Genomic DNA, 16,446 nt, shown 5'->3' on the forward strand with positions numbered 1-16,446 from the left:
CTGTCGTTTTACGGATGCATGGCAAGTAACCGACGCGGCTGCAACCCATGGCAGCAGCGGACACACGCTCAGGGCGGCTTGGTCGCACCCGCGACCAACAGATGCCGGTGCGTGGTGCAGTAGCACTCGTCGTGCCAACCGTAGTGCGGGTCGGTGCAGATCGCATGCTGCACCGTTGCCGGCAGCGACGCCACGTCGCTGCGCAAGTCGCGCTTCAGCGAGACGAACACCGAGCCCGGATGTGGCCAGTCGGTTCGCTGCGGCGGCTCGGCGATACGGTTGCCACTGGCCAGTTCACGCTGCAGCAGCGCCTGCAGTTCAGGACACAGATTGCCCTGCCCCATGACGACCTCCATGCGTCGACTCACCACCGCATCGACCGCACCACACGTGGCGGCACGGCCGTGCGGAACGGCGCTTACTTCTTCTTGGGGATGTACAGGTCGGTGATGGTGCCGTCGTAGACCTCGGCCGCCATGCCGACCGATTCGCTCAGGGTCGGATGCGCGTGGATGGTGTGGCCGATGTCTTCGGCTTCGGCGCCCATCTCGATGGCCAGGCCGATTTCGGCCAGCAGGTCACCGGCATGCACGCCGACGATGGCACCACCGATCACGCGATGGGTCTCTTCGTCGAAGATCAGCTTGGTGAAGCCTTCGGTGCGGCCGATGCCGATCGCACGGCCGCTGGCGGCCCACGGGAACTTGGCCACGCCGACCTTCAGGCCCTTGGCCTTGGCTTCGGTTTCGGTGACGCCGACCCAGGCGATTTCCGGGTTGGTGTAGGCCACCGACGGAATCACCCGCGCCACCCATTCCTTCTTCTCGCCGGCAGCCACTTCGGCGGCCAGCTTGCCTTCGTGGGTGGCCTTGTGCGCCAGCATCGGGTTACCGACGATGTCGCCGATGGCGAAGATGTGCGGCACGTTGGTGCGCATCTGCCGGTCGACCGGGATGAAGCCGCGCTCGGTGATGGTGACGCCGGCCTTCTCCGCGCCGATCTTCTTGCCGTTGGGCGTACGGCCCACGGCGACCAGCACGCGATCGTAGGCGGTGGCCTGCAGACCCGGCTTTTCGCCTTCCACCGCCGCTTCGAACGACACGGTGATGCCGCTGGTGTCGGCCTTGACGTCGGTGGCCTTGGTCTTGAGATGGACTTCCACGCCCTGCTTCTTCAGGCGGTCGGCCAGCGGCTTGACCAGGTCCTTGTCGGCGCCCGGCATCAGCTGGTCCATGAACTCGACCACGGTGACCTTGCTGCCGAGCGCGCTGTACACCGTGGCCATTTCCAGGCCGATGATGCCGCCGCCGACCACCAGCAGGGTCTTGGGAATGTCGTGCAGCTCCAGCGCGTCGGTGGAGTCCATCACGCGCTTGTCGTCCCACGGGAAGTTGGGCAGCTTCACCGCCTGCGAACCGGCGGCGATAACGCAGTGCTCGAAACGCAGCAGCTGGGTCTTGCCGTCGTCGCCGACGATCTCCAGCTCGTTGGGCGAGACGAAGCTGGCCACACCGGTGACGGTGCGTACCTTGCGCTGCTTGGCCATGCTGGCCAGGCCGCCGGTGAGCTTGCCGACCACTTTTTCCTTGTACTCGCGCAGCTTGTCCAGGGTGATCTTGGGCTGGCCGAAGTCCACGCCGAAATCGCCGGCATGGGCGACCTCGTCGATCACCGCTGCCGCATGCAGCAGCGCCTTGGACGGAATGCAGCCCACGTTGAGGCAGACGCCGCCGAGGCTGGCGTAGCGTTCGATCAGCACCGTGTCCAGACCCAGGTCGGCCGCGCGGAACGCGGCGGTGTAGCCACCGGGGCCGGCGCCGAGCACCACCATCTTGCATTCGATATCGGCGGGCTTGCCGCTGGCCAGCGCCGGCTTGGGCGCTGCCGGCTCGGCCGGAGCGCGATGCGACGGCGTCACCGGCGGCTTGCTGCCCGGAGCGGCGGCAGGCGCTGTAGCGGCCGGGGCAGCCTTGGTGTCGGCCTTGGCAGGCGCTGCCGGCGCGGCGGCCTCACCTTCGGTCTCGAGCAGCAGCACGACCGCACCTTCGGAAAGGTTGTCGCCCACTTTGACCTTGAGTTCCTTGACCACACCGGCCGCCGAGGACGGCACTTCCAGCGTGGCCTTGTCCGATTCCAGCGTCACCAGGCCCTGGTCCTTGGCCACGCTGTCGCCCACGGCGACCAGCACTTCGATGACGGGGACATCGCTGTAATCGCCGATGTCGGGAACCTTGATTTCAATGACCGCCATTTGCTTCTCCTGTGGCTCAACCGGCCGTGCCGGCAAGCGTCTGCTGAAGTTCATCCAGCGACGATTCGATTTGGGTCCAGCGCTTGTCGCGCTTCTTTTCCTTGCCGTCGCTGGCTTCGATCAGCAGCGCGGCCTGTTGCAGCAGCAGCTCGCCGGCACCGCAGCTCGGGCGCGTGCCGCTGTAGCGCACGCCCTCGACCTGGAACGACACCACCTCGCCCTCGGTCACCGGTGCAGTGCGACCGGTCGGCGCCAGCTGGGTAAGTGCAGCGGTCCAGTTGCTGACCAGGCGCCTGGCCAGGGCCGCCGGAATCGGGATCTCGACCGTTTCCGGGGTCTGTTCGGTACGGAACTGCACGCTGCCGCGATCGGCCTGACTGACCCAGCTGTAGACGCGCTCGTCGGCGAGGCTGTGCCGCAGGGTCCAGTCGGCGCCGTCCTTGCCCGGCACCAGCGACACGCCGCTCTCCACCCCACGTGTGGGCAGGGTCAGCAACGACAAGGCCGGCTTGGTGCCACCATCAAGCAACGTGGTGACCGCAGTGCCGTAGTTGCCCACGGCCGGCGGCCAGCCGCGGCCGAGCGTGCTGTCGCACTCGCGCGCCACGGCACAGGTCCACGGCACCGCGCCAAGCAGGGCGATCGTCAGCAGCGCAGGCTTCACAGCAGGACGCGACGCATGTCGGCCAGCACCTGGCTGAGGTAGGTGGTGAAGCGGGCCGCCAGCGCGCCGTCGATGACGCGGTGGTCGTAGCTCAGCGACAACGGCAGCATCAGCTTGGGCGAGAAGTCCTTGCCGTTCCAGACCGGCTGCATCGCCGACTTGGACACGCCCAGGATCGCCACTTCCGGCGCATTGATGATGGGCGTGAACGCGGTGCCGCCGATGCCGCCGAGCGAGCTGATCGAGAAGCAGCCGCCGCTCATGTCGGCCGGGCCCAGCTTGCCGTCGCGCGCCTTCTTGGCCAGCTCGCCGCTCTCCTGGGCGATCTGCAGCACGCCCTTCTTGTCGACGTCGCGGATCACCGGCACCACCAGGCCATTCGGCGTATCGGCCGCGAAGCCAATGTTGATGTACTTCTTCAGCGTGAGGTTTTCGCCGGCCGCATCGAGCGATGCGTTGAACTCGGGGAATTTCTTCAGCGCTGCGGCGCTGGCCTTGACCAAGAAGGCGAGCATGGTGAGCTTGATGCCCGCCTTCTCGTTTTCCTTGTTGAGGGCAACGCGCAGGGCTTCCAGGTCGGTGATGTCGGCCGATTCGAACTGGGTGACGTGCGGAATCATGGCCCAGTTGCGCGCCAGGTTGGCACCGGAAATCTTCTTGATGCGCGACAGCGGCTGGGTTTCGGTGTCGCCGAACTTGCTGAAGTCCACCTTCGGCCAGGCCAGCAGATTCAGGCCGGTGCCACCGCCGGCCGGTGCAGCGCCGGCTGCGGCAGGTGCGCCGCCGCTGAGTGCGGCCTTGACGAAGCGCTGCACGTCCTCACGGGTGATGCGGCCGCCCTTTTCGCTGCCCTTGATCTGGCCCAGGTCCACGCCGAGTTCACGTGCAAACACGCGCACCACCGGGCTGGCATACGGCACCTTGGAGGGCAGCACGCTGTCGGCATCGAAGGTCACCGGCGGGCTGCTCGGGTTGCCGGCCGACTGGCCGCCCTGCGCGGCACCGGCCGGCTGCGACGGGCCGCTGGAACGGGCACCCTGCACCTGCGCGATTTCGCGCTGGGCCAGCTTGTCCGGCTCGGCAGAGACGGCGACCGGCTCGACCTTGCCCGCCGTCTCGGCGGTGTCGGTGGTGGGCTTGGCCGGGGACTGGGCCGCACCGGCGCCGCCATCGCTGGCGGCGATGATCGCCACCACATTGCCCTGCGACAGGGTATCGCCGACCTTGACCTTGAGCTCCTTCACCACGCCCGCGGCCGAGGACGGCACTTCCATCGTGGCCTTGTCCGACTCCAGCGTGACCAGGCTCTGGTCCTTGGCAACGGTGTCGCCCACGGCCACCAGCACTTCGATCACCGGGATGTCGGTGTAGTCGCCGATGTCGGGCACGGTGGCCTCGATCAGGCCGCCTTCCGAACCGGCCGCCGGCGCAGCCGGCTCGGCCTTGGCGACAGGTGCCGGCGCCGCAGCGGGCGCGGCCTTGGCGGGCGCGGCGGCGGGGGCCGGCGTGGCGGCGGTGCCTGCGCCGGCATCGGCCACTTCGATCAGCGCCACCAGGGCGCCCTGCGACAGCGAATCGCCGACCTTGACCTTGATTTCCTTGACCACGCCGGCCACCGACGAGGGCACTTCCATCGTGGCCTTGTCCGATTCCAGCGTGACCAGGCTCTGGTCCTTGCTGACCGTATCGCCGACGGACACCAGCACCTCGATTACCGGGACGTCGCTGTAGTCACCGATATCGGGGACAAGTGCTTCCTTGATTTCGGCCATACGGGGAACTCCGGCAACAGATGGGGAAACCCCTATTGTGGCCGGCTGCGGGCCGCAGCGCCAACCATTGCCGCGGAAAAAATCGCGCGCCCGGCAGGATGCAGCGTCCGCACGCGCACCTGCACGCTTATTTCGACATGCGCCGATCCACCCGCAACAGTTGCAGTGGCTCGCCCGAGGGCAAACGATACGCCAGCGCATTGTCCAGCGCATCGAGGGCGTGGACCCGTGTGCACAGCTGCTGCGCGCGAGGCCGCAATGCACGCGCCCGCGGCTCGACCATGCGCTCGATGCGCGCTTGCAGGCCATCGAGCGAGCGCAGCTGCCCATCGTTTCCGGTCAGTGCCGACTGCACCGCCGCGGCGATCACATCACCGATCAGCTGCGGCAGCAGCTCGGCAACCAGCGCACCGATCTCCTGGTCGATATCGATGGGCGTGAGCTGGCGCTTGCTGAAGCTTTGCGTCAAACGCCGGTCCAGCTTCTCGCGCACGCCCGCCAGCTGCCTGCGGGTTGCCTCGGGACTGCGACTGAAGCCGGCCGCCACCTCACCCAGCGCCGCGAGCGCGATATCGGCGGCGTCGCGCCCGACGTCCTGCACCAGTGGCACCACCTCGCGCGTCTGGCGCTCGAACTGGATCAGCCGAGTGCGGTCGTCAGCGCTCAGCGCAACCCAGCGGTCGTCCACGAACAATGCGCCCTGGCGCATCACCAGGCGCTGCGGCGCACCGGCGGCACGGATCAGCACGACGCTGCGCGCAGTGAGCGTGAGCTCGTAATCGCTGCTGACATTGCAGTGCAGCTCCGCCGCAGCAGCCACTGGCACTGCACCGAACGACGCCAGGGCCAGCGCGGCCAGTCCCGTCATTGCATGCCTGATCGCCATTGCGTCGCTCCCGTGTGCTGCCTGCACTGTGCCGCCCCTGCCTCCGCTGCACCTGTGCCAGAGGCTGGCGTGACTGATGGCGACCGCCGCCGTACCTGCGCGCTCTGTGTGTTGCACCGGTTGCAGACCAGCGGCGATACGCTGGCGTGTGGCTTACTTCAACGCATCACGCACGGGTTGCCATGCCTGACACAGGCGCGGCAACGACCAGGCAGCATTGGCCGGGCTGGTGGAAGGCAAGGCCAGCATCGGCACCGCGCGCGCCTGCTCCGGGAGCAGGGGATGCACATGCCGCTGCCAGGCCTTGGCGGCAGCGGCGCCATTGCAGGCCACCAGGCGCAGTTGCGGCAACGTGGACAGCAACGTGGGCAGCGGGTTGATCACGACGCTGTCGGCAACGATGGCGGTGTCCAGGCTGCCGGGACGCACGCACTGGCCGATCACGTCCCACAGACCGAGGCCGCCGTGAAGCAGTGCCTGCATGCGCAAGGCATAGGGAAAGGCCGCATCGATGCCCAACAGGGCATGCATGACAGGCCAGAACCGATTACGCGGATGCGCGTAGTAGCAACCAGCATCCAGCGAGGCGATGCCGGGCATCGAGCCGAGCACCAGCACGCGACAATCGTTACGAACGTGCGCTGGCAAGCCCTCACATGTGCCGTTTTTCGTCACGGCATTCGCATCTGCGTGAATGTCTTTTTCTGCCTGCATCGTGCAACCACGGCCTTCTTGGGAATGTTCCTGAACAAACGAAATTTTAGCGAGCCGCAGGTGGGCGTGGATTCAGATTTTTAGGAATAGTTTTGGCGCGGCCCACTCCACGGGCCTAACAACAAGACGAGGAGATCCTCATGCGTTCCATTTCCATCCTGAGCCTGGCTGCTGTATCTGCACTTGCGATTGCACCGTCCGCGTTCGCGCAGGACACCACCTATTCCAGTGACACCTCCTCGACTTCCTCCACTGCTGAAACTGCCTCCGGCAAGCATTGGGCCGTGGTCGGTGGCGTGGCATTGCTGAACCCGAAGAACGATCCGGCTCCGGGCCTGGACGTCGATGGCGGCCCGGCACCGACGCTGAGCGCCAGCTACTACATCAACGACAACTGGGCCGTTGAACTGTGGGGCGCTGCCGACAAGTTCAACCACCGCGTCAACGCCGATGGCGTGGGCAAGGTCGGTACCGTCGAGCAGCAGCCGATCGCCATCAGCGGCCAGTACCACTTCGGCGAAGCCGACAACGTGTTCCGTCCGTTCGTGGGCGTGGGCTACTACGAGTCGAACTTCAGCAACGAGAAGATCGACGCGGCCTCGCCGAGCGGCCAGCACGTCGGCGTGGATACCGCCAAGGGCGTGATCGGCACCGTCGGTGTGGACATGAACATCAACTCCACCTGGTTCGCACGCGCCGACGCCCGCTACATGCGTTCGCGTCCGGAACTGCGCGTTGGCGGCCAGGGCACCGGCAGCGAGCTGGAACTGGATCCGTGGACCGTCGGCTTCGGCATCGGCGCGCGCTTCTAAGCACGCACCTGCCGTACGCAATGTGTCAGTTGACGAAAGACGGGCCGCAAGGCCCGTTTTTTGTGCGCGTCGCTTGCGCGTTGCGCGGTCGCGGTACCTGCCCCGCGCGTTGGCTTGGCCGGTGGCGACATCGGGGTGCCCAGGCGGCGGGTGACCGGTGCGCAGCTCGCCCATCAGCGCACGGGCGATGGCCACGGCAACGCCGCAGCAGCGTTGATCGTCGCGCAGGCAGTGGAGCGTGGCGCTGCCTTCAACGCCAGTAGACGCTGCCGCGCAGGCGCGCGGTGCGCCACCGCCACCACAACAGGGTGGCGTAGGCCAGCGCGTAGCCGAGCAGCACGCCGGCTGCGCCGAGCAGGCTGGCGTGGCTGAGCCAGCCGTCCACCGGCCACGTGGCGCCCTGCCAGGTACTGCGCCAGCCCTGCACCATCCCGGCGATCACCCGCACCACCACCAGCGCCGTCAAGCCCAGCACCAGCCACAGATTCGGCCGATAGAACAGGCCCTGCGCGGTGCGCTCGAAGCGGGTCAGGCGCAAGGCCAGCACGCCCAGCGCCAGCCCGCAGGCCCATCCGAACGCGGCATGGCTGATCGCGCCGGGCCAGAACGCGGCGGCGATCAGGGTAAATACCACGAACAGCGCGCTGGATAGCCCGGCCGAAACCAGGTTGACCATCAGCAGCCAGCCCCGTGCCTGCCGGCGTGCGGTACCGACCCGGAAGCGCTGCAGCAGCGACAACGGCAACAACACTGCGAATACCGCTAACGCAATGATCACGGCCAGTGGAATGGCAAGCAGCAGGGGCATCGAAGGCACGGCCTGGACAAAGGAGCCGACCACGCTACTACGCCTGCGTCAGGTGCGCGTGTTCGTCTGCCAGCCGATGTGTGGCTGCGCCCGCATGTGGGCAGACGCAGGCATGGTGCGTGTTGCTCAGAACGCAGGCAGTACCGCGCCCTTGTACTTCTGCTCGATGAAGGCCTTCACTTCCGGGCTGGTCAGCGCCTTGGCCAGTTTCTGCACGCGCGGGTCGTCCTTGTTGTCCGCTCGCGCCACCAGGAAGTTGACGTAGGGCGACTCCTTGCTTTCGATCGCCAGGGCATCGCGGGTCGGATTGAGCCCGGCATCCAGCGCATAGTTGGTGTTGATCAGCGCCAGGTCGACCTGATCCAGCACGCGCGGCAGCATTGCCGAATCCAGCTCGCGGAATTTGAACTGCTTGGGGTTGTCGACGATATCCCGCTGGGTCGACAGCGCATTGCTCGGGTCCTTGAGTTTGATCACGCCGGCCTTGTCGAGCAGGATCAGCGCGCGGCTGTTGTTGCTGGGGTCGTTGGGGATCACCACATCGGCACCGGTGGGCAGGTCGGCCAGCGCCTTGAAGCGGCGCGAGTACGCACCGAACGGCTCGATATGCACGCCGACCACGGTCACCAGCTGGCTCTTGCGGTCGCGGTTGTACGCGTCCAGGTAGGGCTCGGTCTGGAAATAATTGACGTCGATCTGCTTCTGCACGACCTGGTCGTTGGGCTGCACGTAATCGTTGAACACGCGCACGTCCAGTGTCAGGCCCTGCTTGGCCAGCAGCGGTTCGACCACTTCCAGGATCTCGGCATGCGGCACCGCCGTGGCCGCCACGGTGAGGGTGTCGCCGCCACTGCTGCCGCCGGTGCCGCCGCAGGACGCCAACGCCAGCGTGGCCGCAGCCAGAAGGGAACGAAACGCGAATGTGCTCATGTAGGGATCCGTGGGAGGAGGAGTGCGGAAAGGCCGCAGACGTTAAACCTAGCAGACCGTGGCGGCGGCGGCGATGCAGCGCGCCGCGGCAACGCGCGGCGCACGATGCCATGCAGACAGGCGCGCGCATTGCCCCATCGCGGCCAGCGTGGCCATGGCCAGGGCGCACGACCAGCGTCCGCCGCCCCGCCCCTGCCTTGCGCGGCTCAGCGCCGGCTGTAGTGCGCCACCAGGCGGTCGCCCAGCATCTGCAGCAGCTGCACCAGCACCAGCAGGGCGATGACGGTGATCAGCGCCACATCTGCATGCGAGCGCATGTAGCCCTCGCGGTAGGCCACATCGCCCAGCCCGCCGGAACCGATCGCACCGCCCATGGCCGTGAAGCCGATCAGCGCGATGGTGGTGACGGTGGCGCCGGCGATCAGGCCGGGGCGCGCTTCGGGCAGCAGCACCCGCAGCACCAGCTGGCGGGTGGTGGCGCCCATCGCCTGGCTGGCTTCGATGATGCCGCGGTCCACCTCGCGCAGTGCGGTTTCCACCAGGCGCGCATAGAACGGCGCGGCACCGACCACCAGCGGCAGGATCGCGCCGCGCACGCCCAGCGAGGTGCCCATCAGCATCAGCGTGAGCGGAATCATCGCGATCATCAGGATGATGAAAGGCACCGAGCGCAGCAGGTTGATCACCAGCGCCAGCGCGCCGTACAGCACCGGACGGCGGCGCAGCTGCGGCGCGCCGCACAGGAACAGCGCCACGCCCAGCGGCAGGCCGATCAGCAGGGTCAGCGGCAGCGCGCCGGCCAGCATCAACAAGGTGTCCAGGGTCGCCTGCCCGATGTCGCCCCACTTGGCGGCATCGAGATTGCGGAAGAAACCGCCGGCAGCGGCAACGATGGGGTTCATACGCGCAGATCCTCCACATGCACGCCGGCGGCGACGAAGCCGGCGCGTGCAGCGTTCTGGTCGCCGCCGGTCAGCGCGACGACGAGCTGACCGTAGGGGGTGTCCTTGATGCGATCCACGCGCCCGGACAGGATGTTGTAGTCCACCCCGGTCTCGCGGGCGATGCGGCCCAGCACGGGTTCGTAGGTGCCGTTGCCCAGGAAGGTGAGCCGCACGATGCGCCCGCCGACCGCGGCGAAATCGCGGTGCAGTTCGGCTTCGTCCACATGTTCGGCTTCGGACACGAAGCGCCGGGTGGTGGCGTGTTTGGGGTGCAAAAAGACCTCGGTGACCGGACCGGTTTCCACCAGATGGCCCGCATCCAGCACGGCCACGCGGTCGCAGACGCGCCGGATCACGTCCATCTCGTGGGTGATCAGCACGATGGTCAGGCCCAGCTCGCGGTTGATCTGCGCCAGCAGCTGCAGCACCGAGGCGGTGGTCTGCGGGTCCAGTGCGCTGGTGGCCTCGTCGCACAGCAGGATCTGCGGCCGGGTGGCCAGCGCGCGCGCAATGCCGACGCGCTGCTTCTGTCCGCCGGACAGTTGTGCCGGATACTTGTTGGCGTGGTCCTGCAGGCCCACCCGGGCCAGCAGCTCGGCCACCCGCGCATCGATCTCCGCGCGCGGCGTGCCGGCCAGTTCCAGCGGAAAGGCCACGTTGCCGGCCACGGTGCGCGAGGACAGCAGATTGAAGTGCTGAAAGATCATGCCGATGCGCCGGCGCAGGGCGCGCAGGCCCTGGCTGTCCAGCGCGGTGACGTCCTCGTCGCCGATCAGCAGGCGGCCGCCGCTGGGTTCTTCCAGCCGGTTGATCAGCCGGATCAGGGTGGATTTGCCGGCACCGGAATGGCCGATGATGCCGAACACCTCGCCGGGGCCGATCCGCAGATCGAGCGGATGCAGCGCCACGATCTGGCGACCGTCAACGGAATAGGACTTGTGCAGGCGCTGAAACTGGATCACCGCGCGTGGCCGATTGGGGGGTCGTGAAGCCTACCAGTCAATGTTTAGGGCCGTCATTCCATTAGGTTCTAACGGTTGGGATTCGGGAGTCGGGATTTGGGATTCGCAAAGGCGACGGCCCTCGCCTTTGCGAATCCCAAGCGCCCGCTATCTCCGGCTGCCAAGCGCTAGATCTGGGACTCATCGGAGCGCGCGCGCCTTGCTTTGCCGAATCTCCAATCCCCAATCCCGTTCTCACGGCCGCTCAAGCGGCAACGGGCGATCCGCCTTGCGAATCCGCTCCCGCCGCAACAAATACAGCCCGCTGGCGACGATGATGCCGGCGCCGGTCCAGGTCCAGCCGTCGGGCAGGGTCTGCCACAGCAGCCAGTCCCAGCCGATCACCCAGACCAGGCCGGTGTATTCCAGCGGTGCGATCATCGAGGCTTCGCCGCGCAGGAAGGCCTGGGTCAGCGCGATCTGCCCCAGCGCCCCGGCCAGGCCCATGCCGGCGATCAGCCAGCCGTGGCGCGGCTGCAGCGGTACCCAGTCGGGGATGGCCAGCAGCCCGGCGCCGATGGCCATGAACAGCAGAAACCACACCACCATCGCCTGCGGGGTGTCGGTGCGGGTCAGCAGGCTCACCGTGACCGCGGCGATGGCATAGGCGGTGGCCGCCAGCAGCACCATCAGGCCGGGCAGCGAGATCAGCCCGTCCACGCCCGGGCGCAGCACCACGATCACCCCGACCAGGCCGATGCCGATCGCCGTCCAGCGCCGCGGCCCGACGTGTTCGCCCAGCAGCGGCACCGACAACGCCGCCACCAGCAATGGCGCCACGAAGTACAGCGTGTAGGCGGTGGACAGCGGCATGCGCTTCAGGCCATAGACGAAGCAGCCGATCATCACCATGCCCAGCACTCCGCGCAGCAGATGCAGGCCCCAGCGCACCGGCACGATCGAGCGCGGCCCGGCCGTGGCGAACACCCACACCAGCACGAACGGCAACGAGGCCGCGCCCCGCAGCAAGGTGACCTGCAATGGCGGGTAATGCGCCGACAGCAGCTTCATTCCCGCATCCATCAGCGAGAAGCAGGCCACGGCGGCCACCATCCAGGCGATGGCGGGGAGCGGAGAACGGGTGGTGGGCATGGCCGCATTATCGCCGCCGCGCCCCATCGACCGCCATGCGCCGGTGACGGGCAGCCCGGTGCGATGCCCTAGAATGGCCGCTGTTTTCAGACAGCAGGAGCTTTGCATGCCTTCCTTCGACGTGGTGTCCGAAGTCGACAAGCACGAACTGACCAATGCGGTGGACCAGGCCAACCGTGAACTGGACACGCGTTTCGACTTCAAGGGAGTCGAGGCCAGGTTCGAGCTGGAAGACGGCAAGGTGATCAACCAGTCCGCACCCAGCGATTTCCAGGTCAAGCAGATGACCGACATCCTGCGCGCGCGGCTGCTGGCCCGCGGCATCGACGTGCGCTGCCTGGAGTTCGGCGATGTGGAAACCAACCTGGCCGGCGCGCGGCAGAAGGTCACCGTCAAGCAGGGCATCGAGCAGAAGCAGGCCAAGCAGCTGGTGGCCAAGTTGAAGGAGGCCAAGCTGAAGGTCGAAGCGCAGATCAATGGCGACAAGCTGCGCGTGACCGGCAAGAAGCGCGACGACCTGCAGGACGCCATCGCACTGCTGAAAAAGGCCGATTTCGAGCTGCCGCTGCAGTTCGACAACTTCCGCGACTGAGCGCGGCGGGCATGCCGGTGAACGCGTCGAGCCGCCAGGCCATGCCCGTGGTTGACGTCGGTCGCGTGGCGGCGCATCGCCCCTGCCCGCCGCAGGCAGCGTGCGACAACGCACGCTGCATCGGGCCGCTGGTCTAGCAGCCCGATGTGCGCACTGCTCGGCCGTCTGTTGAATCGCCTGCGCGTCGCCAGACAGACGGGCGCGGCGGTCGCGAGTGGGGGGCAGGCCGCCGCCGTCCAGGCACAGCCCCGCATCGAAGCCGGCTCCACGCTGCACGCCATGGCCAGCCTGGACCCGGTGGCGGCAGCCTCCTTTGCCGATGCCTTCGCGGTGGAGATCGAGCATGCCATCGCGCGCTGCACGCTCGGCCAGGCCGCCACCAGCCGGCAGCAGGCGCTGGAGCAGATCCATGCGTTGAAGAACACGATCTCGCTGACCGGCTCGCAGCAACTGCTCAGGGCCTGCGACCAGCTGCGCCGCGACGTGGAGCGCGACGCCCAGAGCGACACGCTTGCGCACCGCTTCACCGCGGTGGCGACCGCCGCTGGTCTACTGGTCAGGCACTACCGGCGCACCCTTCCCCTCGACGACGCGGAACCTCATGCGTAGTACTTCCCATCGCGCTGCGCCCGGCCTGATTCCGGCGGCCAGGCAGTTGCGCAACGACAGGCTCGTGCAGCTGCTCGAGTCGTTCCTGGAATACCGGGCCTGCGTGGGCCGCGTGATCGTGCAGACCATCGTGATGCTGTGGTGCCTGGGCTGGCTGTACGGGCCGCAACCGGTGCTGGTGAAAGACGCGCACAACGTCTTTCTCACCGCGGTGCTGCTGTGGGTGGTGGCGGTGGCATGGATGGTGGTGGTGCGCAGCAAACGCATTGCGCCGGGCGAATGGATGGATGCCTTCGGCTTTGCGATGAGCCTGCTGTTCATCGGCATCCAGACCTCGCAGGCCTTCATCCTGCTGATGTCGTTGAACGCGTTCCTGCCCTTCATCACCATCGCTGCCGTAGCGCGCTACGGGCAACGCGCGATGGTCCCGGTGCTGCTGAGCACCTTCGTGCTGATGCTGCTGACCGCGCCCACCGGCTACTGGCTGTCGCGGCCCGCGTACTTCGTGTATGCGGTGGCGCTCAGCATGGTGCTGCCGTTCCTGGTGGCCCGCATCGTGATTGCGATGCAGGAAGTGGCGCTGCAGGCGCTGGCCTCGCGCGATGCGCAAAGCCGCTTCATCAGCACCATGAACCACGAACTGCGCACGCCGTTGAATGCGGTCATCAATTGCGCGCAGCTGATCGACACCCAGAGCATGCCGGCAGACCAGCGCGACCTGATGCAGGCGGTGACGGTCAACGCCACGGCGCTGCGCCATCGCGTCAACGAGGTGCTGGACGTGGCCAGCATCGACGGTGGACGGCTGCAGCTGCACAGCAAGCCAGTGAGCCTGCTGGACGTGCTGACCACGGTCAAGGCGGTGTGCGCGACCGCCGCGTCCACCAAGGGCGTGTCGCTGGGCGTGCGCCTGGAGGCTGCGCAGCCGCCGCACGTGCTGGGCGACGAGGGCCGCATCGAGCAGGTGATCAGCAACCTGGTCATCAACGCGATCAAGTTCACTCCGACCGGCGGCGCGGTCGAGCTGCTGGTGGAGGCCACCCTGGCGCACGAGCGCTGGACCATCGAGGTGACCGTCACCGATACCGGCATCGGCGTGCCCGACGACAAGAAGGCCTACATCTTCACGCCGTTCACCCAGCTCAGCACCGGCTTCAATCGCGTCGAAGGCGGTGTGGGGCTGGGCTTGTACATCGCCTTGTCGGTGTCCGATGCGATGGGCGGCAGCCTGACGGTGAGCGACAACCCCCTCGGTGGCAGTATCTTCCGCTGGATCTTCGAATTGCCTGCCACCGCCGCCGAGGGCAGCCGCACGCTGGACCTGCGCGATGCGCTGGCGCAGCACGCGCAGACGGTGCCATCGTTGCACTGCCTGGTATTCGAGGACCTGGATACCAACCGCCTGGTGATCGGCAACCTGCTGACCCGCGCCGGACATCGCGTGAGTTTCCATGTCGATGGTACCGATGCGGTGCAACGCATCGCACAGGCCGCACCCGACATCGTGTTTCTGGATCTGCACATGCCCGGCACTTCCGGCTGGGATGCGCTGGGGCAGGCACGCGATGCGATTGCCACGCTGCCGCCGATCATCGTGCTGACTGCCGACACGCGTACCGACTCGATGCGCGAGGCGTCCGCTGCCGGCGTGGCCGGATACCTGTCCAAACCGATCAACGCGCACGAACTGCTCGCGCTGCTTGCCCGCCATGCCCACCGACCACCGCACTGAACTGAAACCGGGCAATGCAGCACGCCGGCACTGGCGCACCGCCGCGCAGGCGCGCACGCCGCTGGCGCTGCTCTACCTGCACGGGTTTTCCGCAAGCCCGGGCGAAGCCGGCACGCTGCCCGAGCAGATGGCCGATGCGCTGCAGGCCAACTGCTACGTGCACCGCTGGCCCCGGCACGGGCACAGCGCAGCGGACGCGATGCACGGGCTCACCACAGCGGCGTTGCAGGCTTCGGCGGTGGAGGCGCTTGCGCAGGCGCAGCGCATGGGCGAACGGGTGGCGATCGTGGGCTCGTCGATGGGCGGCACGCTGGGCCTGTGGCTGGCCGCACAGCATCCGGCGCCCATCGCGGCCGTGGTCGCCTGGTCGCCCGGCGTCCAGCCTGCCAACCCGGGATTTCTCGACCGGCTATGCGCTGCGGAGGTGCCGGTGACCGACCCGTACCCGCGCACGGCGGCGGCACTGGCGTATTGGTCGGACACCATCCACCCGGACGGTTTTCGTGCATTGCGCGGCCTGTTCCACGCGGTGACCGCTGCGCCGCCGTGGCCGCAGGTGCGCTGCCCGGTGTTGCTTGGCTATTACCGCGCGCCCAACGGCGACGAAGATCAGATCGCCTCGGTGCCGGCAATGCTGGCCATGTTCGAGGCACTGGGCACGCCGCCCTCGCACAGGCAGGCGATGGCATTCGATGCGGGCGCGCATGCGATCGGGTCGCCGCACAAGACGCCGCTGGCCGACCACGTCGCACAGGTGTCGGTGGAATTTCTGCGTACGCAGGTCGGCGCACCTCCCGGCGATGCGAGGCATGGCGAGGCCAGCAGCGCAAGCAAGCGTTGATCTTCGCGCATGCGCTGGAGCACTGCCGCCCGCAGCGGCGCTTGCGTCTGCCGGGTCATTCGCCGTGGATGGATGCGCCGCTGCGCCCACGGCGATCGCATACACTGGCGCGCCATCACGCCGCCGCCACGATGACCACCATGCCTGCCACGACCGATCCGTTGACCGCCACGCGCACGTGGATCGAACGCGCAGTGATCGGCCTGAACCTGTGCCCGTTCGCCAAGGCGGTATACGTCAAGGAGCAGGTGCGGCTGGTGCTCAGCGATGCCAGTACGCCCGAGGCGTTGCTGGAGCAACTGGCCGAGGAGCTGGTGCTGCTGCGCGATACGCCGGCCGAGCAGATCGACACCACGCTGATCGTGCACCCGGACGTGCTCACCGATTTCCTGGACTACAACGACTTTCTCGACAACGCCGACGCGGCGGTGGAAGCACTGGACCTGCAAGGTGTCCTGCAGGTTGCCAGCTTTCATCCCGACTACCAGTTTGCAGGCGCTGCGCCGGACGACGTGGCCAATTACACCAACCGCTCGCCCTTCCCCACCCTGCACCTGCTGCGCGAAGACAGCGTGGAGCGTGCGGTGGCCGCGTTCCCGGATCCGGACGTCATCGTCGAGCGCAACATCCAGACGCTGGAACGGCTGGGCCACGCTGGCTGGGAACGCGTCTTGAACGGCGCCGAGCACTGAGCCTGCAACGCGCCGCGCGCGCCAGCTTGCAGCAGAGCCGAGCGCGCGCGGTGCCATTCGGCAACTGTTGAGCGCAAGGCGGCGCGAGCGCATCGTGCGCGCTGGT

The 16,446-nt window shown here is 67.4% G+C and carries 17 protein-coding genes; 6 read left to right on the forward strand and 11 right to left on the reverse strand.

Annotated features, from left to right (window positions below; translation table 11 throughout):
* Positions 1–68: 68 nt before the first annotated feature.
* From RZV17_RS17080 to RZV17_RS17105, 6 genes are all read right to left on the reverse strand, one after another.
* On the reverse strand, positions 69–356 hold the full coding sequence (locus RZV17_RS17080) for a hypothetical protein (RefSeq protein WP_104579463.1): 288 nt from the start codon (positions 354–356) through the stop codon (positions 69–71).
* Between the two features lie 62 nt (positions 357–418).
* Positions 419–2,251 (reverse strand): dihydrolipoyl dehydrogenase, encoded by a 1,833-nt coding sequence (gene lpdA, locus RZV17_RS17085; RefSeq protein ID WP_355605183.1) that lies wholly within the window; start codon positions 2,249–2,251, stop codon positions 419–421.
* 16 nt (positions 2,252–2,267) lie between these two features.
* The gene (locus tag RZV17_RS17090) at positions 2,268–2,915 is read right to left on the reverse strand and encodes a hypothetical protein (protein ID WP_355605186.1); all 648 of its coding nucleotides are present in this window, start codon (positions 2,913–2,915) and stop codon (positions 2,268–2,270) included.
* Entirely contained in the window at positions 2,912–4,687 is a 1,776-nt protein-coding gene (locus RZV17_RS17095; RefSeq protein ID WP_355605189.1) for a dihydrolipoyllysine-residue acetyltransferase, read from the reverse strand. The genes RZV17_RS17090 and RZV17_RS17095 overlap by 4 nt, the downstream gene beginning before the upstream one ends.
* Before the next feature lie 127 nt (positions 4,688–4,814).
* Positions 4,815–5,573, reverse strand: a complete 759-nt coding sequence (locus RZV17_RS17100) for a DUF2884 family protein (protein WP_355605192.1) — start codon at positions 5,571–5,573, stop codon at positions 4,815–4,817.
* Positions 5,574–5,726: 153 nt separating this feature from the next.
* Positions 5,727–6,287, reverse strand: a complete 561-nt coding sequence (locus RZV17_RS17105) for a DNA-deoxyinosine glycosylase (RefSeq protein ID WP_047693897.1) — start codon at positions 6,285–6,287, stop codon at positions 5,727–5,729.
* Between the two features lie 140 nt (positions 6,288–6,427).
* Here RZV17_RS17105 and RZV17_RS17110 point away from each other — a divergent pair, with 140 nt between their 5' ends.
* The gene (locus RZV17_RS17110; RefSeq protein WP_047693898.1) at positions 6,428–7,099 is read left to right on the forward strand and encodes an OmpW family protein; all 672 of its coding nucleotides are present in this window, start codon (positions 6,428–6,430) and stop codon (positions 7,097–7,099) included.
* A 250-nt stretch (positions 7,100–7,349) separates the two neighbouring features.
* Here RZV17_RS17110 and RZV17_RS17115 read toward each other — a convergent pair whose 3' ends face one another.
* The 5 genes from RZV17_RS17115 to RZV17_RS17135 all read right to left on the reverse strand — a co-directional run bounded on the left by RZV17_RS17115 (position 7,350) and on the right by RZV17_RS17135 (position 11,874).
* Entirely contained in the window at positions 7,350–7,907 is a 558-nt protein-coding gene (locus tag RZV17_RS17115) for a DUF1453 domain-containing protein (RefSeq protein ID WP_104579468.1), read from the reverse strand.
* Between the two features lie 126 nt (positions 7,908–8,033).
* Positions 8,034–8,837, reverse strand: a complete 804-nt coding sequence (locus RZV17_RS17120; protein WP_104579469.1) for a MetQ/NlpA family ABC transporter substrate-binding protein — start codon at positions 8,835–8,837, stop codon at positions 8,034–8,036.
* A gap of 206 nt (positions 8,838–9,043) precedes the next feature.
* Positions 9,044–9,739, reverse strand: a complete 696-nt coding sequence (locus RZV17_RS17125) for a methionine ABC transporter permease (RefSeq protein WP_039564295.1) — start codon at positions 9,737–9,739, stop codon at positions 9,044–9,046.
* A complete protein-coding gene (locus RZV17_RS17130; RefSeq protein WP_047693900.1) occupies positions 9,736–10,743 on the reverse strand; it encodes a methionine ABC transporter ATP-binding protein in 1,008 nt (335 codons plus the stop codon). Before RZV17_RS17130 ends, RZV17_RS17125 begins: the two co-directional genes overlap by 4 nt.
* Positions 10,744–10,977: 234 nt before the next feature.
* Positions 10,978–11,874: a DMT family transporter gene (locus RZV17_RS17135; protein WP_047693918.1), complete on the reverse strand. Its 897-nt coding sequence runs from the start codon at positions 11,872–11,874 to the stop codon at positions 10,978–10,980.
* A gap of 106 nt (positions 11,875–11,980) precedes the next feature.
* Here RZV17_RS17135 and RZV17_RS17140 point away from each other — a divergent pair, with 106 nt between their 5' ends.
* From RZV17_RS17140 to RZV17_RS17160, 5 genes are all read left to right on the forward strand, one after another.
* Complete coding sequence (locus RZV17_RS17140) at positions 11,981–12,466, forward strand: YajQ family cyclic di-GMP-binding protein (RefSeq protein ID WP_047693901.1); 486 nt, start codon at positions 11,981–11,983, stop codon at positions 12,464–12,466.
* 144 nt (positions 12,467–12,610) lie between these two features.
* The gene (locus RZV17_RS17145) at positions 12,611–13,075 is read left to right on the forward strand and encodes a hypothetical protein (protein WP_355605198.1); all 465 of its coding nucleotides are present in this window, start codon (positions 12,611–12,613) and stop codon (positions 13,073–13,075) included.
* Positions 13,068–14,807 carry an ATP-binding protein gene (locus tag RZV17_RS17150; protein ID WP_166752264.1) on the forward strand — a complete coding sequence of 580 codons (1,740 nt, stop codon included), beginning with the start codon at positions 13,068–13,070 and terminating at the stop codon, positions 14,805–14,807. Before RZV17_RS17145 ends, RZV17_RS17150 begins: the two co-directional genes overlap by 8 nt.
* Positions 14,785–15,648 carry a carboxylesterase gene (locus tag RZV17_RS17155; RefSeq protein WP_166744209.1) on the forward strand — a complete coding sequence of 288 codons (864 nt, stop codon included), beginning with the start codon at positions 14,785–14,787 and terminating at the stop codon, positions 15,646–15,648. The genes RZV17_RS17150 and RZV17_RS17155 overlap by 23 nt, the downstream gene beginning before the upstream one ends.
* Before the next feature lie 131 nt (positions 15,649–15,779).
* On the forward strand, positions 15,780–16,340 hold the full coding sequence (locus RZV17_RS17160; protein ID WP_047693919.1) for a DUF1415 domain-containing protein: 561 nt from the start codon (positions 15,780–15,782) through the stop codon (positions 16,338–16,340).
* Positions 16,341–16,446: the final 106 nt, after the last annotated feature.

This window comes from Xanthomonas cannabis (assembly GCF_040616535.1).
GTDB classification, from domain to species: Bacteria; Pseudomonadota; Gammaproteobacteria; order Xanthomonadales; family Xanthomonadaceae; genus Xanthomonas; species Xanthomonas cannabis.